At 41.1% G+C, this 20,175-nt stretch carries 19 protein-coding genes; 4 read left to right on the top strand and 15 right to left on the bottom strand.

Annotated features, from left to right (window positions below; all coding sequences use genetic code 11):
• Positions 1–42: 42 nt before the first annotated feature.
• Together M2353_RS07530 and M2353_RS07525 are read right to left on the bottom strand one after the other, a co-directional pair.
• Positions 43–1,518, bottom strand: a complete 1,476-nt coding sequence (locus tag M2353_RS07530) for a UDP-N-acetylmuramoyl-L-alanyl-D-glutamate--2,6-diaminopimelate ligase (protein WP_284725203.1) — start codon at positions 1,516–1,518, stop codon at positions 43–45.
• A 211-nt stretch (positions 1,519–1,729) separates the two neighbouring features.
• Positions 1,730–3,649, bottom strand: a complete 1,920-nt coding sequence (locus M2353_RS07525; RefSeq protein ID WP_060781051.1) for a stage V sporulation protein D — start codon at positions 3,647–3,649, stop codon at positions 1,730–1,732.
• Between the two features lie 223 nt (positions 3,650–3,872).
• Here M2353_RS07525 and M2353_RS07520 point away from each other — a divergent pair, with 223 nt between their 5' ends.
• Positions 3,873–5,225 (top strand): IS1182 family transposase, encoded by a 1,353-nt coding sequence (locus M2353_RS07520; protein ID WP_284725121.1) that lies wholly within the window; start codon positions 3,873–3,875, stop codon positions 5,223–5,225.
• A gap of 127 nt (positions 5,226–5,352) precedes the next feature.
• Here the strand turns inward: M2353_RS07520 and M2353_RS07515 are convergent, their stop codons facing one another.
• The 6 genes from M2353_RS07515 to M2353_RS07490 form a co-directional block, all read right to left on the bottom strand.
• Positions 5,353–7,503 (bottom strand): penicillin-binding protein, encoded by a 2,151-nt coding sequence (locus tag M2353_RS07515; protein WP_284725993.1) that lies wholly within the window; start codon positions 7,501–7,503, stop codon positions 5,353–5,355.
• A 7-nt stretch (positions 7,504–7,510) separates the two neighbouring features.
• Positions 7,511–7,858, bottom strand: coding sequence for a cell division protein FtsL (gene ftsL / locus M2353_RS07510; RefSeq protein ID WP_025207292.1), 348 nt, complete (start codon positions 7,856–7,858; stop codon positions 7,511–7,513).
• Positions 7,859–7,894: 36 nt separating this feature from the next.
• A complete protein-coding gene (gene rsmH, locus M2353_RS07505) occupies positions 7,895–8,827 on the bottom strand; it encodes a 16S rRNA (cytosine(1402)-N(4))-methyltransferase RsmH (protein WP_007499781.1) in 933 nt (310 codons plus the stop codon).
• A gap of 66 nt (positions 8,828–8,893) precedes the next feature.
• Positions 8,894–9,325: a division/cell wall cluster transcriptional repressor MraZ gene (gene mraZ, locus M2353_RS07500; RefSeq protein ID WP_003211163.1), complete on the bottom strand. Its 432-nt coding sequence runs from the start codon at positions 9,323–9,325 to the stop codon at positions 8,894–8,896.
• A 128-nt stretch (positions 9,326–9,453) separates the two neighbouring features.
• Entirely contained in the window at positions 9,454–11,073 is a 1,620-nt protein-coding gene (gene bshC, locus M2353_RS07495; RefSeq protein ID WP_178896662.1) for a bacillithiol biosynthesis cysteine-adding enzyme BshC, read from the bottom strand.
• Positions 11,074–11,138: 65 nt separating this feature from the next.
• Positions 11,139–12,032 carry a 2-dehydropantoate 2-reductase gene (locus M2353_RS07490; protein WP_024720302.1) on the bottom strand — a complete coding sequence of 298 codons (894 nt, stop codon included), beginning with the start codon at positions 12,030–12,032 and terminating at the stop codon, positions 11,139–11,141.
• Between the two features lie 210 nt (positions 12,033–12,242).
• Here M2353_RS07490 and M2353_RS07485 point away from each other — a divergent pair, with 210 nt between their 5' ends.
• Positions 12,243–12,722 carry an N-acetyltransferase gene (locus M2353_RS07485; RefSeq protein ID WP_007499784.1) on the top strand — a complete coding sequence of 160 codons (480 nt, stop codon included), beginning with the start codon at positions 12,243–12,245 and terminating at the stop codon, positions 12,720–12,722.
• 53 nt (positions 12,723–12,775) lie between these two features.
• Here M2353_RS07485 and gerR read toward each other — a convergent pair whose 3' ends face one another.
• The 3 genes from gerR to M2353_RS07470 all read right to left on the bottom strand — a co-directional run bounded on the left by gerR (position 12,776) and on the right by M2353_RS07470 (position 14,167).
• Positions 12,776–13,315, bottom strand: coding sequence for a sporulation-specific transcriptional regulator GerR (gene gerR / locus M2353_RS07480; RefSeq protein ID WP_017359370.1), 540 nt, complete (start codon positions 13,313–13,315; stop codon positions 12,776–12,778).
• 138 nt (positions 13,316–13,453) lie between these two features.
• The gene (gene rpmF / locus M2353_RS07475; protein ID WP_008354700.1) at positions 13,454–13,627 is read right to left on the bottom strand and encodes a 50S ribosomal protein L32; all 174 of its coding nucleotides are present in this window, start codon (positions 13,625–13,627) and stop codon (positions 13,454–13,456) included.
• Between the two features lie 21 nt (positions 13,628–13,648).
• Entirely contained in the window at positions 13,649–14,167 is a 519-nt protein-coding gene (locus M2353_RS07470) for a YceD family protein (protein ID WP_061419002.1), read from the bottom strand.
• A 206-nt stretch (positions 14,168–14,373) separates the two neighbouring features.
• Between M2353_RS07470 and M2353_RS07465 the strand changes: the two genes are divergently transcribed.
• Positions 14,374–15,618, top strand: coding sequence for a nucleotidyltransferase (locus M2353_RS07465; RefSeq protein ID WP_349773984.1), 1,245 nt, complete (start codon positions 14,374–14,376; stop codon positions 15,616–15,618).
• A gap of 36 nt (positions 15,619–15,654) precedes the next feature.
• Here the strand turns inward: M2353_RS07465 and M2353_RS07460 are convergent, their stop codons facing one another.
• Both M2353_RS07460 and M2353_RS07455 read right to left on the bottom strand, forming a co-directional pair.
• Positions 15,655–16,683: a SepM family pheromone-processing serine protease gene (locus tag M2353_RS07460; protein ID WP_017359372.1), complete on the bottom strand. Its 1,029-nt coding sequence runs from the start codon at positions 16,681–16,683 to the stop codon at positions 15,655–15,657.
• Between the two features lie 4 nt (positions 16,684–16,687).
• A complete protein-coding gene (locus tag M2353_RS07455) occupies positions 16,688–17,467 on the bottom strand; it encodes a patatin-like phospholipase family protein (RefSeq protein ID WP_025207288.1) in 780 nt (259 codons plus the stop codon).
• Positions 17,468–17,623: 156 nt separating this feature from the next.
• On the opposite strand from M2353_RS07455, the gene ylbJ reads away from it, so the two are divergent.
• A complete protein-coding gene (ylbJ, locus tag M2353_RS07450; RefSeq protein WP_284725202.1) occupies positions 17,624–18,832 on the top strand; it encodes a sporulation integral membrane protein YlbJ in 1,209 nt (402 codons plus the stop codon).
• A 13-nt stretch (positions 18,833–18,845) separates the two neighbouring features.
• Here the strand turns inward: ylbJ and coaD are convergent, their stop codons facing one another.
• Both coaD and rsmD read right to left on the bottom strand, forming a co-directional pair.
• Complete coding sequence (coaD, locus tag M2353_RS07445; RefSeq protein WP_007499803.1) at positions 18,846–19,328, bottom strand: pantetheine-phosphate adenylyltransferase; 483 nt, start codon at positions 19,326–19,328, stop codon at positions 18,846–18,848.
• Positions 19,329–19,331: 3 nt separating this feature from the next.
• Entirely contained in the window at positions 19,332–19,889 is a 558-nt protein-coding gene (gene rsmD, locus M2353_RS07440; RefSeq protein ID WP_007499805.1) for a 16S rRNA (guanine(966)-N(2))-methyltransferase RsmD, read from the bottom strand.
• Positions 19,890–20,175: the final 286 nt, after the last annotated feature.

The raw sequence follows: 20,175 nt of genomic DNA, 5'->3' as shown, positions 1-20,175 counted from the left end.
TTGTACAAAATGCTTCATTTCATTACACTCTTTTCATCATTTTTAAGATTTGTTTAGATCTAAAATAGCGTCCGCTGCCACCTTGGCATCATCAAAGTCATAGACTTGATCACCAATGATTTGGTACGTCTCATGGCCTTTTCCAGCTATTAAGACTGTATCGCCCTTTTTTGCATTAGAAATGGCAAAAAAGATGGCCTGTTTCCGGTTCACAAAGCTGTGATAATAGGCGTTTGGCACGCCGTTTTCCATGTCTTTCAAAATGGCTGATGGATCTTCACTTCTTGGATTATCTGATGTGAAAACAGGCTCATCTGCATATTTCACAGCGATTTGGGCCATCTGAGGGCGCTTGGTTTTATCACGGTCGCCCCCGCAGCCAACTACACAGAAAATTCTACCTTCTGTTAATTCTCTACACGTAGTCAGTACATTTTCTAAACTGTCAGGTGTGTGCGCATAATCAACGATGACTGGGAAGTCTTGATCAAAATTCACAAGTTCGAATCTTCCTTTGACTCCCTCAAGTTCTTCAATGGCACTAACGATCGTTTCAAACGTTAAGCCTGATACAATTCCTACTGATACAGCTGCTAGAATGTTATACACATTGAATTTCCCAATAAGGGCAACCGTCACGTTTTTTGTGCCGATTGGGGTAATCAAATCAAATTGTGTTCCCTTTGGTTTGATTTGAATGTTCTTTGCCATTACATCTGATTCTTGCTCTAAGCCATACGTCATAATTTCAGCAGCTGTGACTTTTTCAAAATAATTAGACGCTTCATCATCTGCATTTAAAATGGCATGCTTCGGCTTATCGTGCTGAAAGGCACTTCCGAGCTGGGAAAAGAGCAAGCTTTTTGCATGTTTATATTCTTCCATTGTGTTGTGGTAGTCCAGATGATCTTGGGTAAGATTTGTAAAGACGGCAATATCATAATCACATCCATGAACACGCCCAAGATGCAAAGCATGTGATGACACTTCCATAATGGCCGTATCTACGTCTTGATCAAGCATCTGCTTAAAGGTCTTCTGAAGGGTGACACTCTCAGGTGTTGTGTTTTTCACTTCGAGAATTTCATCGTTTACCTTCATATACATCGTACCGATTAAACCTGTTTTTTTATCGGCTTTTCTCATGATTTGCTCAATCATGTGTGTTGTGGACGTTTTCCCGTTCGTTCCTGTAATACCAATTAGATTGAGTTTATGAGTTGGCTGTTCGTAAAAAGCATCTGCCATTCTTGCAAGTGCTCTTTGAGAGTGTTTTACAATAATGACTGGTACATCTGTTAGGTGAAGTGGGTGTTCTGCTACAATCGCTGCAGCCCCGCTTTTCACTGCTTTTTCAGCGTAATCATGTCCATCTACTGTATAGCCTTTTATACAGACAAAAAGACTCCCTTTTTTCACTTCTCTTGAATCCATTTCAATGGAAGTAATCTCCGGATTTTCGTTTATCAGTTCATTGTTTTCACTTTTAAAGTATGTAAGGAGTTCTTGTAATTTCATTTCATATCAAACCTCTCAAATTCGTTCACGTGCATGTCTTGTGAAAAAAACACACAGTCTATATTTTATCGTAAAAAAAAGGATACATCCAGCGTATTCCTTAAGTTTCTCTTGGAAAAAACACACTTTATGCTCTTTTTTTAAAGCGACCCTTCACTTTCAACAAAAAGAGGCAGCCGAATGAGTGCGGCTACCCTCTGTTCATTCTTTATTATTCATCATTTAAGTATAATCGGATCGTGGAACCTTCTTTGACCTTTGTGCCGGCAGCAGGCGATTGCTTCACCACTTTACTGCCAGTTCCTGAAGCATCAATCTTTAAATTAATCAGGAGTGATTCAAGGTCAGAAACAGATCCTCCTACAAGATTCGGTACCTCAATGGTTTTTGTGTCCAGCCATTGGTACTTCTTTTCAATTTGTCCTTTTCTTTTTTTCACGCCCATTTCAGGCAGACTGTCTCGCATAATATGGCCCACAATAGGTGCTGCTACTGTCCCACCAAATTGAATCGTGCCTTTTGGGTTATCTACTGCTACATATACAACAATGCTTGGATCATCCGCAGGTGCAAACCCGATAAATGACACAATGTGGTTATTTTCCATGTACTTTCCGTCTTTTACTTTCTGTGCTGTTCCTGTTTTTCCGCCCACCCGATATCCTTCAACGAATGCATTCCGGCCAGTTCCTTGAGCGACTACACTTTCAAGGGCATACCTGATTTCTTTAGATGTCTCCGCTGAAATGACTTTCTTCTTGGCAATTGGTGATTGCTTTTTCACCACCTCTTTTGTAATTGGATCGATCCATTCTTTTGCAATATACGGCGTGTAAAGCGTTCCTCCATTTACTGCGGCTGCCACTGCAGCTACTTGTTGAATCGGCGTAACAGATACACCTTGACCAAAGGCTGTTGTTGCCTGTTCTACAGGACCAACACGATCAAGCGGGAACAAAATTCCTCTACCTTCTCCTTGAAGGTCGATGCCTGTCTTTTGACCAAAGCCGAAATTTTTAATATAAGAAAATAATTTATCTTTTCCAAGACGGTCGCCTAGCTCGACGAATCCTGGGTTACAAGAGTTTTGTACCACTTCTAGAAACGACTGTGATCCATGTCCTCCCTTTTTCCAGCATCTGAGCCTTGCGCCATCCACTGTCACAGATCCGCTGTCAAAAAATTGATCACGTTTTAAATTTACTTTATTTTCTTCCAGAGCAGCTGCCAGTGTAATGATTTTAAACGTCGATCCTGGCTCATATGTGCTCCACACCGGTAAGTTTCGGTTAAATACTTTTGGATCAACTGATTGATAGTCAGCCGGATCAAAGTCAGGTCTGCTCGACATTCCCAGCACCTCACCATTTTTCGGATTCATGGCAATGGCAATCATGCCATCTGGGTTATATTTTGCCTGAGCATTGTCTAGTTCTCGTTCGATGATGGTTTGCACTTTTGAATCAACTGTTAATTTCATATCAAGCCCATCTTTAGGCGGTGTATAATCATCTGCTTCATCTGGCATTTTCTGCCCTTTTGCATCAGAATAAAATTTCACAGAGCCTTTTTCACCTTTTAGGTCATCATCATAGTACGCTTCTAGCCCAAGTAAGCCTTGATTATCAATTCCAGCAAAACCTAATACATGAGATAAGAAACTTCCAAACGGGTAATGTCTGATGCTGTCCTCTGCTACATAGACTCCATCTAAATCAAGTTCTCTGACTTCTTTTGCTTTTTCATGAGATACTTTTCTCCCCTCTGGGGAAATTCGTTCTATAGACGTTTTCTTGGTGACATGCTTGTACGCTTTCTCCTCAGACATATTCAGTACTGCAGCTAATTTTTTGCTTGTTTCTGCTGGGTCTTTCACCTGCCGCGGCACGACTAAAATAGAGGGAGCACTTTTGTTCGTCGCAAGCTCCACCCCATTTCGGTCCAAAATATCTCCTCGTTCTGGTTCAAATGGGAGGTTACGGCTCCATGAATCTTTCGCTAAACTTGTCAGCTTCTCGCCCATAATAAACTGCACATATCCTAATCTAGTATCTATGATGAAAAAAATGATCACCCCAAACAGCAGCACGAAAAGCAATCGTTTTCTCACTGTTACACTTGACACTCGCACGCCCGGTTCACTCCTTACATATGGCTTGTTTTCATCATATGCAGGCTCGTCTTTTTATAGAACGATCTCGTCCATCGCTCAAGCAAAAGAAAAAAACCTAGCAAATGATTTGCTAGGTTTTCAGGCTGTCGAGAAAATCTCGACAGCTTTATTTTTTCCCTTAAATTTTCCACTACCCCATTTTATAATAGAGAAAAGCATACTAAAGGAAGGTGTTTTTCTCATGTTCCACACTAGAAATTCTTCTCAGCACGAAGCCGAATTTGTATTACTAGATCAACTGGTCGAAGAGGATCACCTGCTTCGTAAAATTGATCAGTACATTGATTTTTCATTTATCGTAGATAAAGTAAGACCGTATTATAGCGAGAATAAAGGTCGTCCTTCTCTTGATCCACTTATTTTGTTCAAAATGATGTTTATCGGATACCTGTACGGTATCCGTTCTGAAAGACAACTTGAAAAAGAAATTTACTATAACATGGCGTATAGATGGTTTTTAGGTTTGAACATCAATGACCCCGTTCCTCATCACTCGACCATTAGCTGGAATCGTCGTACTCGATTCAAAGATACAACGATTTTTCAAGACATTTTCGACGAGATTGTGCTTCAAGCTATCAATCATGATATGGTAGGAGGCCGCGTTCTTTTTACTGATTCAACTTATCTTAAAGCCAATGCCAATAAACATAAATATATGAGAAAAACGATTGAACAAGATACCCAGAACTATATAAATGATTTAGAAGAAGCGATCCAAGAAGATCGGGTGGCACACGGAAAAAAGCCCTTAAAGGTAAAAGAGGAGGTGAAAACGGAAAAAGACATTCGTCAAAGTACGACTGATCCTGAAAGTGGCTATCTTTATCGTGAAAACAAACCGGAAGGCTTTTTCTACCTAGACCACCGTACAACGGATATGAAGTACAATATCATCACGGATGCCCACATCACGCCCGGTAATGTCCATGATTCTGTTCCGTATCTTGATCGGTTGGATCACCAAATCGCACGATTTGGTTTTCAAGTAGAAGCTGTTGCCCTTGATTCTGGTTATTTGACGACCCCAATCTGTAAAGGTTTATCTGATCGCCGTATTTTTGGTGTCATCGCACATAGACGTTTTCATCCAACAAGAGGACTATTCGAGAAGTGGAAATTCAAGTATGACTCTGAACACGATCAATACATATGCCCGAATGGTGAAAAGCTTTTATATACCACGACTGATCGAAAAGGTTATAGGTTCTACAAATCAGATCCTAAAAAATGCACATCGTGTCCTTTCCTTGAAAACTGCACAAGATCTAAAAATCATCAAAAAGTCATCTCAAGACATGTGTGGGAGGAACATAAAGAAAAGATCAGGCAAAATCGTCTGTCTGCCGCTGGAAAAGAGCTATATAAAAAAAGAAAAGAAAAAATAGAGCGAAGCTTTGCAGATTCAAAACAACTGCATGGGCTTCGCTACTGCCGGTTGAGGGGAAAACAAAATGTGAGTGAGCAAGTTCTTCTCACAGCTGCCTGTCAGAACATGAAGAAGATTGCCACACATCTAGCGAAGCTAGGTTAGGTGTGTGGGAGGCCTTTTTCATTCAATCTCATCCATCATCATTACGATGAAAATAAAAAAGATTGTAGAAAAACATGAGTTTCTCTACAATCTGAAAACCTAGCAAATGATTTGCTAGGTTTTCAAGTTAATTTGGACTTTTGAAGGTCACTGTGACGACTTTATCTGAAATCTCCGCTCCACTTTTCACGCTTTGTTTGACAGCATATCCCTGTCCATTTGTTTCAATATGCACACCTGAAATAGACGCATATTGAAGAACTTCCCTTCTGGACCAGCCTGTCATATCAGGCATTTTAATGGTTTTCCCTGCTGTTTTCAAAAAGACTTTCTGGCTTTCAGAGAATTCAGAGCCCGCACTTGGCCATTGGCGTTTAATGGATAGACCGTCACCAATGACAACAGGTAATAACTTTTTGTTTTTTGCTTCTGTTTCTGCCTGTTTCACTTCTAAATCTAGGAATGACGGCATTGTTTCTTGTTTTATTTTCTGTTTGCCAGATTTTTTATCGTCTGTTTTTGTTGGTGCGATATTTAAATAGAGCAAACTATTTTTCATCACAGGGTTAAAGATTTCTGAAACAGGGGCTGAGCCTGTTTGTGTTTCAGATAGCTGAGGCTGTTGGACAGCCACATAAACGAGCAGCTTCGGATCATCTTTTGGTGCCATTCCCATAAATGAAAAGACGTAATCGTTTCTCCCTTGAAGGTAGCCGCCAGCACCGCCAATTTGTCCTGTACCCGTTTTCCCAGCGACATCAAAACCTTTGATTTGGTATGGCTGTCCTGTGCCAATTTTTGAGGAAACGACCTCACCTAAAATGTCACGGACTTGCTTCGCTGTATCAGAAGAAATTGGTTTTCCTGCTACTGTTGGTTCGTGCTGTAAAATTGTTTTGTTTGTGTTCGGGTCAGTAATATGATCGATTACATATGGCTTCATCATCGTTCCACCGTTTGCAATGGCTGTCGCCGCTTCAATTTGCTGAATTGGGGTAATCGCGGACGCCTGACCATAAGCAGTCGATGCTTTGTCATATTCGTATCTGAAATTGATTTTACTAGACGCTTCGTTCGGCAAGTCTATGCCTGTTTTGTCATAGAAATGGAATTTTTGCAAGTATTGTTCGTAGCGTGTGAAACCTAATTTTTCTTTTGCCAATTTCGCAAAAGCTACGTTTGAAGAACGTAGAACACCTTCATGAAAATCAATTTTTCCCCAGCCATTTCCGTTGTTATGGTCTCTTACAAGACCGCCGCCTACTTTATAAGTACCAGACTGATACTTGTCACTGCCTTGGTACACTCCTTCTTGGATAGCAGCAGCAAGTGTAAAAATTTTCATCGTTGAACCTGGTTCAAATGCGTAAGAAATGACATCGTTGTTATAATTCGTAATGTCGAGTTCATTTAAATTAAAGCTTGGCCGCTGTCCCATTGCAAGAACTCTTCCAGTTTTCGGATCAACGACTGTCGCAATGATTTTCTTCGGCTTATATTTTTTAGCGACCTGCGTCATACTTTCTTCAAGAAATGCTTGAATTTTTTGGTCGATGGTCAGTGTGACGTTTTTCCCGTCTTTCGGGGCAACGATGTCTTCTTTACTATTCGGAAGTGCCCATCCGCTTCTGTCGCTGTTATACGTTACATAGCCATCTTTTTCTTTTAAATATTTATTCAGAGCCTTTTCTAGACCCATTGCGCCTGACATGTCCTTGGTGGCTTCATCTAATCTAGCATAACCGATTAAGTTCGAAGCAAACATGCCGTTTGGATAATACCTCTTTGTATCTTTTTCAAAGGCGATCCCAGGAAGTTTTAGCTTTTCAATTTTTTCCTTAGTTGAAAAACTAATATCCTTTCCGGCTTTACCAAACTCGACTTGGAACGCATCCTTTGTATTCAGACGCTTTAAAATTTCACTCTCACTCATATCAATGACTTTTGACAGCTCTTTTGCTGTCTTTTCTTTGTCAACGACATGCATCGGATGCTTTGGATCGACCGTCATTTTCTTGCTCATGATCGCAATCAGTTTATACACAGATGTATCTTCCGCAATCACATTTCCGTTTCTGTCTAAAATGGACCCTCTTTTGGCTTCAAGTGTTTTTTTCGATTGATATTGTTCATTGGCTTTTGCAGCTAACACTTGTCCATCGACGGTTCCCGTAATCTGAATATAAATAAAACGTGCAAGGATGATAAAGAAAAACAGGGCGAAGCAAATACTCGCAATTGCCGCGCCTCTGTTCATCATTTTATTCTTTTTAGGCATCGCCATGTTAATCGACCTTCTTAACATCTTTCGACATGCTTAAGCCTGCTTTTTTAGCGGCTTCAATGATTCTCTCTGGTTCACTTAGTAAATCTTTTTGCTTTTGCAGTTCAGTGATCTTTTTCGATTCTAAAGACACTTGCTGTTCTAGCTTCTGCACTTCGATATTTGCGTGATAAACAGCAAAGGCTTTCGAAATGATGAGGATCGAGCTGCACATGAGAGCCATGACAAACATGACAAGTAAGATTTTTTCACCAAGTGTAATAGAACCTCTTCTTCTAATCACAACCGATTGACCTTGTTGCTCGGTTTGATGTTGCTTTACTTCTCTTTGGTAAGCCAAATTACTCATAAGAAACCTCCTTTTTATCATCATCTATGGTGTCGTTTACTTTTTTTCTGCAATTCGGAGCTTCGCTGAACGGGCACGGTTGTTATATTCCAGCTCTTGTTCTGATGCAACGATTGGTTTTCTCGTGATCAGCTTCAGTTTTGGTTCAAGTCCTTCTGGAATCACTGGCAGTCCGTGCGGAAGTTCTGGAAGAGAAGACATTTCTTTAAATGTACTTTTACAAATCCGATCTTCAAGTGAATGGAATGTAATGACAGAAATTCTCCCCTTCGGATTGAGTAACTCTATTGCTTGTTCTAGTGCTTCTTCAAATACTTTCAATTCATCATTTACGGCAATTCGGATCGCTTGAAATACTCTTTTCGCTGGATGTCCGCCTTTTCGTCTTGCAGGTGCGGGAATTCCTTCTTTAATAATGTCGACAAGCTCTCCTGTTGTTTCAATTGGCGCTTTTTTTCTGGCTTCTTCAATTTTGCGTGCGATTTGCTTGCTGAACTTTTCTTCCCCATATTTGTAGAAAATCCGAACTAGATCTTCAAATGGCCATTCATTCACCACTTGTTTTGCCGACAAAGCAGCGGTTTGATCCATTCGCATGTCAAGAGGTGCATCATGGTGATAACTAAAGCCTCTCTCTGGTGTGTCAAGCTGAGGTGATGAAACCCCAAGATCAAAAATCACACCGTCTACGCTTGTAATTCCTTGTTCATTCAGACGTTCTTTTAAATATCGGAAGTTGCTTTTTATGAAAAGAATGTTCGCTTTAACATGTGCGAGCTTCTCTCGTGCATGATCCAGTGCAGCATCGTCTTGGTCAAACCCAATTAATGTACCTTTTTCTGATAATTGAGATAGTAAATATGAGCTATGACCTGCGCCGCCTAGCGTGCAGTCCACATATGTACCGTCTTCTTTGACGTTTAAACCGTCAACTGTTTCTTTTAATAATACTGTCTCATGTTGAAACATGATGATATGGTCCCACCTTTTTCAAATAGAAATGAATGTGTAGAAAGCTTGCTGCACAAGGGATTATTATATATCAAATCCAATCATGTTTTCAGCAATTTCAGCAAAAGAATCTTCTTGCTCTTCTGTATATTGTTCCCAGATCGACTTACTCCACAACTCAATTCGATTTGAAACGCCGATGACCACACATTCTTTTTCGAGTTTTGCATATTGGAGTAGGTTGGATGCGATGTTAATGCGCCCCTGCTTGTCCAGATCACATTCAACTGCGCCGGAGAAGAAGAACCGGGTAAACGCACGTGCATCTTTTTTCGTTAGCGGCAGTGCTTTGAGTTTCTCTTCAATTAGTTTCCACTCACTCATAGGGTAGCCAAATAAACATTGATCAAGCCCTCTCGTCAGCACAAACTGTTCTCCGAGACCGTCTCTAAATTTAGCAGGGATGATCATGCGCCCTTTTGTATCAATCGTATGTTGGTATTCACCCATGAACATGATCATCAGAGCCCCACTTTCTCACCTATACTCTCCACTATCCACCACTTCTCTCCACAAAACTTATTTTACACTGTTTCTACATAAAAAAAAACCCTGAACTAGTCAGGGTTCATTAAAACTTTATTTCAAAGTTTGACAATTTGTTGCTTGTTTTGAAATGAAAATGGCAGATTTTTGAACGTTTTGAAGAATTCTGGACCATATTTGTTTAAAAAGTACATGATATTCCAAATTCTTTCTTGTGGTGCTTCGAGTGGTTTTAAACTATTTTCAATCCGTTCAAAATCTCGAAGGATGTATCCTTCCTTCTCTTCCACACGCTTTGCAACCTTTTGATAAACAAATTGAAGCTGGTCTTCTATAAATTTGGCATTTTTATCTAATAGCTGTTCAAAGCTTGGTTCGATCTCTAGCGCTTCTTGTCTCATGGCCTCGTGAACATTCGCTAATTCACGTTTGGCATGTTGAACCGATTGAACGAAGCTGTCTGGAAGACTGTGCTGAAAGTGCGCATCCTTCTTTTCTTTCACGCCTTTTGTCAGCACTTCTTCAACCGACAATTCTCTTATCGGCAGCTTCTTATCAATATGCCTTTCAAGAATGGTGACGTGCAATCTTGGAAGAACGGGTGCCATTTTGACATCGAAGTACTCGAAGATGCCTTTCAGCTCACCCCAATAATTCACTTCACCGTGTCCAGCCATAAAAGCAAGCGTTGGAAGAAGGGTTTCCTGCATCAATGGACGTGTCACCACATTATTGCTAAACCGCTCTGGGTGCTCCTCGACTTCCTGCAAAAGCTCATCTTTTGTCCAAGTAAGCCCCACTTCAGATATAGAAAATTGGCCATTCTCTTGTTCAATGAGGAAACGCTCATCATCATATTCGTAAAACAAGTTGGCTTGATGGTCACCAGCTTCAATAATCGGCTGATACCCCGCTTGTTCCATGGCAGCCTGCGTGTTATTTAAGTGAGCCACGATCGCATCACTCGACTCCACAATTTGCTTGAATAATGTACGTTCAAGTGGCTTCACGCCGAAGTCTCCTGAATTCAATAACAGCAGTCCATCTTCTTCAAATAGATCGCAAACAATCCACTCAAAGAAATCAGTAAACGTTTCTGATTTGCGTAAACATCGAAGAAGCTGATCAAACAAGTCATTCGTGTAAGGAGATTCCTCATAGGTTGAAAATACATCACGAAGCCATCTCTCTGTTTTCTCTTGGTGGAGAGGTGTTCTTTTCGCAGCTGTTTTTTTCACATGATGTAATGGAAGCTTTTGTTTGACTGGGCCTTTTTCGCCAGACGTGTACACAAAGTTAATTTCGTCTACGTCGTGATCTTCACCCGCTACCCAAAAGACCGGAATAACAGGAACGCCAAGCTCTGATTCTTTTTCTTTGGCAAACTGAATAATGGAAATGATTTTATGTATGGTATAAAGCGGACCTGTTAAGAGGCCTGCCTGCTGTCCTCCAACCACCATGACGCTCCGTTCATCACGGATCTTCTCAATATTCTCACGCATCGCAGCCGAATCAAATTTTGCATGATATGCGCTCATATAATCCGCTAAAGCCTCGCGCGGGAAGCTCCTTTCCATGAGATCGTCGTATCTCTTTTTCCATGTGTGCTCAGAATGTATATCATAATCAAAAAAAGCAGTCATCTCTTTTTTTTCTTCTATATAATCACGTATGAATAAATTCTGACTTCGGATGGAAAGTTCAGTCAATTGCATGTTTAGAACTTCCTTTCTTCAATAAATAGTTAGTTTCCCGAAAAAAGTATAGCATGTAAATGAGCTCACTCAAAAGATTTTGTTTGCTTTTTTTCCAATACTTCCAAGCTTCTATTCAAGAAAGTGAGGAATGGCGGCGTCATCCCTTGACCTTGAGCTTTTTTTAAAAGGTAGCCAATGATTGCTTTTCTTTCAGTTTGGCGGCCTTTGACGATATCTTGTAGCATTGACGATTGATTGGCAGCCGTTTGATGGCAAATTGATTTCACATGAGCCCATAGACGATCTTTCTCAAGCAACCCTAGAATGGAAACCGCTTCTTCAAATGCACATGTCATCATATGTTCATATGACGGGTTCGATACCAATTCCCCATTATTCACATGTAATAAAGCCGTCAACGGATTAATACACACATTGACGAGCAGCTTTTCCTCCAGTACTTTCTTCCATTCATCTGTATAAACCATTTGAAAATCGCACGTTGACAGTTCACTACCCATAGGTTCTTTTTCCTCATGCAGAAATGCTCCCCACTTGATGACACCAATTCCTGTATGGTTTACTGCGCGATCAGACACCTTCATTGCACCATGCTCTACTACACCAATATATAACTGATGCGCCGTTTTCCAGTTCTTTAAATCGACGAGGTGGGCCATTCCGTTCTGCAAAAATAAGATCCGATGACGAGGCAGTCCCGATAATTCCCCTAGAACATCTTGCAGATGATGATACTTCACTGTCACAATCAGCAAATCAAATATTCCTTTGACCCCCGTATCGGCCCCAACAGCTGATTCAATGGTTTCCCCTCTTACCATTCGTTCAATGCCTAATGCTCGAATTTCTTCTGCCTGCTGTTTCCTTCTTGTAAAGACGGTGATGTCATGATGTTCTGATAAATAACTGGCACAAAGCAGACCAATCGCACCACCGCCAATGATTCCAATTTTCAATTGCCGCACTTCCCTTTTTCTGTTTACTTCATGTTATCAACTATTTTACCAGTTTCGTGCTACGATGCAAAAAGCAGATAACGCGCTATGATTGAATTTTTTTAATTAAAAAACTATAATAATAAGTGTAAAAACTTTTTTAGGCGGATGGGATGAAAACGCCTTCAATAACATCACTGTCGACATTATGTGTGTAAGGGGGAAGATCACATGACACAAGTAAAACGTCTTCTGATTAACTACAAAACATTAGAGGAATTTAAACAATTTAAGGAATATGGTATACAAGAACTTTCCATGCTTGAAGACCTAGAAAGTAATATGATTGAAAATGACAGCAACTCTCCATTTTATGGGATTTACTTTGGAGATAAGCTTGTGGCACGTATGAGCCTCTATCAAGTAGATGGCTCGACGACGACGTATTTTGACCATAATCATGATTATCTAGAGCTGTGGAAGCTAGAAGTGTTGCCAGGATATCAGCGTAAAGGATACGGCGAAGCACTTGTTGATTTCGCAAAATCTTTTGGCCTTCCAATTCGAACGAATCCACGCGTCAAATCCGCCGGTTTTTGGGATAAAATGGGCTTTGAAGCGGTGAAATATGATATGGAACGCGATAAAGGAGAAAACCCACTCATTTGGGAGCCTGCACATATTCAAAAGAACACAGGTGAGTCCGCTTAATCATTTTAATCATTAAGAAAACGCCCCTCTTTCCATCTGTGAGGGGCGTTTTCTTATTTTGCGTAATCTTTTAAGCTGATATTCTGTTTGACTCTTTCAACAATACCAATAAGTGCCCGGTAATCTTCTTCTGTCATTTTTAATTGACGTTTCAGCTGTTCATTTTCTTCGGTGAGTGATTTTAATTGATGCTGTGCATCTTTAAGCTCCTCCCGTAAATAAGCTGGACCAGATGGTTCTTTCTCAAGCTGCTCTAGAAACCGAATTACTTCTCGAAGCGTCAGTTCAGTCTGATCAGAAGATGCCTTCTCTTCTATGGTGAACGCATGCTGCGGTAAACCCGAAGAATGGATACCAATTTTTTTACGCAGTTCTTTTCGCTGTTTTTTGGCAAGCTCAATGCCTGCCTGGTACTGCTTTCTGACGTAAGAATTCCACCTGAATCCACATGCTGCTGCTGTTCTTGACAATGCTTTTCCAACCTCTTCAAATGCTGAAAGCTGGGTACCCCCATCTCGGATATGCCTTAAGACAACTTCTGCTAAAAGTAAATCTTCATCTTGTGTCCATGCGTCCTGCCGTGTAATCGTCAACTCATCATCCCCCCTGAATCTGAATACCACATCATATGCGCTTACTAGAGTAGATAGACTATTTGCAGGAGAGAAACCTAAAAAATAGATCAATAAAAAAACGCAAGGGAAGATTCCCTCACGTTTTTTTATCAAGCATTAGTTGCTTTTTACGTCTTTGCCTTTGTATGTTCCGCAAGATTTGCAGACACGATGAGAAATTTTCATTTCACCGCATTCTGGGCAAGCTACCATACCAGGTACTTGTAGTTTGAAATGCGTACGACGCAATCTTTTTTTCATTTTAGAAGTTCTTCTAAAAGGTACAGCCATTATTCCCACCTCCTTAAAGAGTTAAGATTCATTATTTTCTTCTAAGAGCTTCTTCAAGCCTTCCAGACGAGGATCAATTCGGTTTTGATGTGCATCTTCCGAAATGACCGCCCAGTCATTCCCTTCCTGTGGTGCAGCACCTTTTACGCCAGCTTGGTCGCAAAAGATTTGCATAGGCACTTCAAGAAGAATTTCTTCCTTGACTATAGGCGTTAAGTCGATGATATCGTCTTCTACAACAGATACGTCTTCATCTTCTATATCGTCTGTCTTATGAAGTACAAATAGTTCTTTTGTTGAAATCGCAAATGGATAATTTACATCAACAAGCGTTCTTGAACAAGGCAATGTCATTTCACCTGTGATGGTTAAATCAAATGCGACTTGCTTTGATTCGATCACTCCAGTCCCTTTCACCTCTACTGGTGAAATGCGACGTATATCTGAATGAAGGCTAGTAAGTTCATTTAAGTCAACCGTCTCATGAAAATCGAAGCTGTTTTTAGCTTTTTGATGTAACTGATAAACTGTCCATTTCAATTGTATCACCTCTAAGAGCAACAAACATGATTATAGCTTTCATCATGCTATTTGTCAATATTTTTTCTTTACAGTCCTTCATGATGTCAAAGGGCTGTTTGACATCAGTTCTCGGAATGCCTACACTGAAAAAAATGGTCTCCATTTTTCCCTTATGCTACTGTAGCACAGACCATTTAACCATAGCAAGAAAGGCGGAACATCTATTGAAAGCAGTGGGAGTCGTTGTCGAGTACAATCCATTTCATTATGGGCATGCCTATCATGTGAATCAGGCGAAAAAACAAACCTCCTCAGATGTTGCCATTGCCGTCATGAGCGGTTCTTTCCTCCAGCGCGGGGAGCCTGCCATCGTCTCAAAATGGGCACGTACAAAAATGGCACTGCAAAACGGCGTAGACATTGTGTGTGAGCTTCCATACATATATGCCGTACAAAAGGCAGAAACCTTCGCCAATGGCGCTGTGTCCATCCTCGATGCATTAAAATGCCATTCTCTTTTTTTCGGCAGTGAGGATGGAGAGATCAACGCATTTGAGCGCACAGCACACGCTTGGCATGAAAAAAAGGCAGAGATTGATCTTTTAACAAAAGAAAAGGTGAAAGAAGGCCTTAGTTATCCCGCAGCAGCAGCAGGTGCGTTTCAAGAGGCCATTCATTCTGAACACTTACTGGATTTGTCCAAACCAAATAACATTTTAGGCTTTCATTATGTTAAAGCCATCTTAGAGAGAGCTCCTCACATGCAGCCTTTTACGTCTCAAAGAATTGCATCTGATTATCATGATGAAGAACTGCCTGACAACCAAAAAATCGCAAGCGCCACAAGTATCCGAAAAGCATTAAAAGAACAGAGCTCATTTCAAGCAGTCACGCCCTACCTCCCGGACGCTACTTTAAAGCAATTACACGACTATCATTCTTCATATGGTCTTTTACATACGCAAGAAGCCTATTTTCGCTTTCTGAAACATGTTTTTCATACAATGGATACGAGTGAACTAGAGGGCATCTATGAAATTGAAGAAGGCATTGAACATCGCATGCAGAAAGCCATGACACATGCGTCTTCCTACGAGGAGTATCTATCACTTGTCAAAACAAAACGATATACGTGGACAAGGTTACAGCGGATGAATACGCATCTATTAATGAACGTGAAGAAAAAGACGATGCACGAGCTGCTTGAAGAGAAAAAAGCGCCCTATATTCGTTTACTTGGAATGACAAGGAAAGGACAACAGTACTTGTCTCTTGTAAAAAAAGAGTTGGATGTACCACTTGTGAGTAAACTGTCTTCCTTTTCACATCCCGCCCTTGATCTTGATATTCGTGCTTCAAGGGTGTTTAGCCTTCCCATCTCTGAACCCATGCAAACAGAATTAACAAAAGCAGAGTTTAAAACATCACCGATTCGATATGATGAAGAGAGCGGACTCTTTTCATCTTGATAGAAAAAAGCAGCCTGATTTGCAGGCTACTCTTTTTTATGATGCTTTCTCTTTTAATTTGTTTAAATAGTTTAATGCGTCCTGCATGGTATCCACAGGAACGATTTTCATATCACTTTTAATATCTTTTGCTGTTTTGACTGCATTTTTGTAGTCAGAGTTTGGGTCACCTTTATCATTCGGTGCAAAGAAAATGTCTTTCCCTGCTTTGTCTGCTGCAACAACCTTTTGATCAATTCCGCCAATCGGTCCGACTGTACCATCTGCATCAATCGTTCCAGTTCCTGCGATCGCATAGCCGTGTGTTTCATCTTCTTTTGTCAGCTGATTATAAATTTCAAGTGACATCATTAAACCAGCCGATGGACCGCCTATGTTTTCAATATCCACTTTCACAGAAGGAGACACTTTCACATGACGGTCTGTAAATAATGATACGCCAATTCCCACTCGTTTTGGCTCTTCTTTAAATGGTTTTAACGTCACGTTCTGCGTGATTTCTTTGCCATTACGTTCAAGTACAAAACGGACAGTCGTGCCTGCTTTTTTACTGCTGATATACGAAACCATTTTATCTGCTGACTCATATGTATGGCCGTCGACGCTTTTGATCTTATCGCCAACTTCAATCTTCCCATATGCAGGCATTCCTTTCATCACATAGCTCGCATATACCCCATTAAACGTATAATCTACTTTTTTCCCTGCTTTTGTATAAGCGGCAATCATCGCATTTTCTTGAGAACTTTTCATGAGCTGCAGCTGCCGTTTCATATAATCCTCATCAGACTCTCCGTCCGCTTTAATATTTTCTTCTGGAACGATTTCGTCATACTTGTTCATTTTTGCAAGCAAATACGTATATGGATTGGCTGGACCTACTTTAATGGTCATAAGAGAAAAGCTGCCCTTCTCGCCATATCCTCCGTCTACTTGAATGTGTGGCGCAATTTCTGTTGCATCACCTGGCTTTGTGACGTAATAGGGCAGTTTCACAAAAGTTAAGCCAAATAAGACTAGAACAACAGCAAAAAAGCTGAGCCAGCGAATATTTAATTTTTTCATTCGATTAACACTCCCATTTATCAATGACATCTTTCAGTTTTCCTTTTAGTTGGTCGGCGGCGAGTTCACCTGCTTCAATCATTTCTTGAACCTGTGTAAACGCACTAGAGCTAAAGGTCTCGAGCTTCGGCCGAATCATGAGATCTGCATGAATGGTTTGGTGACGGACCAATTCATTTTGAAGGATGTCCAAACTTTGCATAATGACATCCGATAATCTCGTTGCCTTTTCTGTTTTTTTCACCCTTGATACATCAGAGGCGATAATGAGATCTGCCCCCATTTCTTTGAGAACAGAGACAGGAATGCGGTCCACTACCGCTCCATCCACCAATTGCCTGCCGCCTATTTCATGCGGAACAAACACACCCGGAATGCTAATGCTTGCCCTGACTGCTTGTGAGACAGACCCTTCTTTGAACACAACCTTCTCCCCTGTCTGAAGGTCACAGGCGACAATCGCAAGAGGCATGCGCATTTCTTCAATATTCTTCCCATATGTAAACGTGTGAATCAGCTGCAAAATTCGATTTCCTTTTAACAGACCGATTTTTGGCAGTGTATAGTCAGCATAATACTTTCTTCTGAAGACAAGTGCAAGTTTTTTCATTTTTTCTACGTCTTGTCCTGCTGCATAAAAGCTCCCCACAAGAGCACCAATACTGCTTCCTGCGATCATATCCACCTGAATTCCTTGTTTCTCAAGACTAGATAAAACCCCGATATGCGCCATCCCTCTGGCACCCCCGGAGCCCAGCGCAAGCCCGATAATCGGTCGTTTCATGAATCCACCCTCCTCTTTCTATGCATATATACGAATCTATAGGTCTAAACATGCCCCTTCTCATCGTATAGTAATAGAAGACAGGCTCGGCTAGCATCTCTTTTTCTTTAATCACGAGCTCGCCAATAGATTATAACGGCAAGGGGCGACATCTCCATGAAAAAATGGAACACTCTGTTCATCGCTGCTTTTTTTATCTTTTTAACAGCCACTGTGATTACACATCCACAAGCCTCTTTGCAAGCATCGAAAAATGGACTTGCAATGTGGTGGGAAGTGGTTTTTCCATCGCTGCTACCTTTTTTTATTTTGTCCGAGCTATTAATCAGTTTCGGGATTGTCAGATTTGTCGGCGTATTATTAGAGCCATTTATGCGGCCTATCTTTCGGGTGCCTGGTGTCGGCGGATTTGTGCTGGCGATGGGAATGGCCTCTGGTTTTCCTTCTGGCGCTAAATTGACGACAAGACTTCGGCAGGAAGGACAGCTGACAAGAATTGAAGCAGAACGCCTTGTGTCGTTTACCAATTCTTCAAACCCTTTGTTCATTTTTGGAGCAGTGGCTGTAGGATTTTTTCATCACCCAGCTTTAGGCATTGTGTTAGCCTGTGCACATTATTTAGGAAATCTCGCGGTTGGGGTGACAATGCGCGGATATAAAGCACGTCATGATGCGCACCTCAGAAGCCGAAAAGGATTTTTATTACCTCCAATTCGAGAAGCATTCAGCGCTCTTCATATGGCAAGACTCGCAGAAAAAAGACCACTTGGCCAAATATTAAGTGACGCTGTCATGTCATCTGTTCAAACGCTCTTTATGATTGGCGGCTTTATCATTTTATTTTCTGTCTTTAGTAAAATGCTCGCTGTCGTTCATGTAACAGATCTTCTCTCTATCGGGATCGGCTCTATACTGAAAACGATGCACCTTCCGCCAGAATTAGATCTAGCCATGATTGCGGGTCTATTTGAAATCACATTAGGAAGTCAGCTCACAGGGTCACAAGAGGTTTCCCTGCTCGCTAAAACAATTGTGGTCAGCTTTATTTTAGGATTTAGCGGATTCTCCGTTCAAGCTCAGGTAGCCGGCATTTTGGCAACAACCGATATACGCTTTAAACCGTTTTTCTTCGCCCGTTTACTTCACGGTATTTACGCAGCCGTCTTTGCCTTTTTGTTATTCAAACCCCTTTACGTCTCTAAAGCAGACATGGCGCTTCCAGCAGGGGCATTTGAAGCAAGCGAGCAAGTCGTGATGTTTAGCAGCGTGTTATGGAATCAGCTTGTATCTACTGGTCCCCTCATCACCTTGTTCAGTCTGATCGTGTATATTGCGCTCTATTATCAGAAATTAAAAAAGGGATGAGTGCACAATGCACTCATCCATTAAATTTTTCTTTCAGCGCAGCTTCGACCTCTTGCGGTACAAGCTCTTTGACTGATCCATGATACTTCGCTACTTCTTTAACAATGCTTGAACTTAAGAAGGAGTATTGATTATTCGTCATCATAAAGAACGTTTCAATGTCATCATTCAACACTTTGTTCATTGATGTCCCTTGCATCTCGTATTCAAAGTCCGTCACCGCTCTAAGTCCGCGTAAAATGACTTTCGCCTCTTTTTGTTTCGCATAATCAACGAGCAGTCCATGAAAGGATTCCACTTTGATATTCGGCAGCTCCTTTGTTGCTTGACGAATGAGTTCACATCGCTCTTCAACAGTAAACAACGGCTTTTTTGACGAGTTATTGAGGACGCACACATATACTTCATCAAAAATCTTTGCCCCTCTTTTGATAATATCCAAATGGCCCAATGTGACTGGATCGAAGCTACCCGGACAAACGGCTATATTCCCCATGCTTTAATTTCCCCGCTTTCTATAGATCGTAATGCCAGTCATTCCGTACATTTCCTGCCTTGAGATATGCAGCTGTCCTGCTTCCTCTGGCAGTGTCACATCTTTATCGTGCTCACACACAATGACGCCATCATCTGCTAATAAGGAATGCTCATCAATCGTATCAAGAAGTGCTTTCAACTTTTGATCTTTATACGGCGGATCAAGGAAGATGGCTTGAAATGATTCTTCTCGCTTCACTACAGCAGCGAGTGCACGGTTTGCATCATTTCGAAACACTTCACTTTGATCCATCAGCGACAATTGATTCAAGTTGCCTTTAATCGTCTGAATCGCCTTCATATCTCGATCCACAAATATACAATGATCGAATCCTCTAGAAAGCGCTTCAATTCCTAAACCACCACTTCCGGCAAATAAATCAAGGGCCCATCCCCCATCAAAATACGGTCCAATCATATTAAAAATGGATTCTTTTACTTTATCTGTTGTTGGTCTTGTTGATTGGCCGGGTACGGCTTTCAGCGTGCGACCTTTTTTTGTTCCAGAAATCACTCTCATTTTTCCACCACTTTTTCTGCTTGCATCTATTGAATATTGTTTGATGACAAAAAATTCAACATTATCTTACCATATCCACTCCACATGGGACAATGCACTGAATTCCATTCATTTTCTATGTATAGATCACAAAAGAGAGGGTCATACTACTGTTAACAGCATCTGATGTGGTGCTGTTGCCAACCGCGGAGAAGACTTACGTTTCCCCATAAGTTCTTCCTCCGGTTTCTCCTCTCCCTTTGCCTTCTCCTTAATGAATCATTAAGAATAGAAGGACCCCGCGGGT

The organism is Bacillus aerius, from assembly GCF_029894105.1.
Lineage (GTDB): Bacteria > Bacillota > Bacilli > Bacillales > Bacillaceae > Bacillus > Bacillus altitudinis.
The sequence above is the reverse complement of the archived record's forward strand: the minus strand, read 5'-3'. Positions and strand labels throughout refer to the sequence as shown.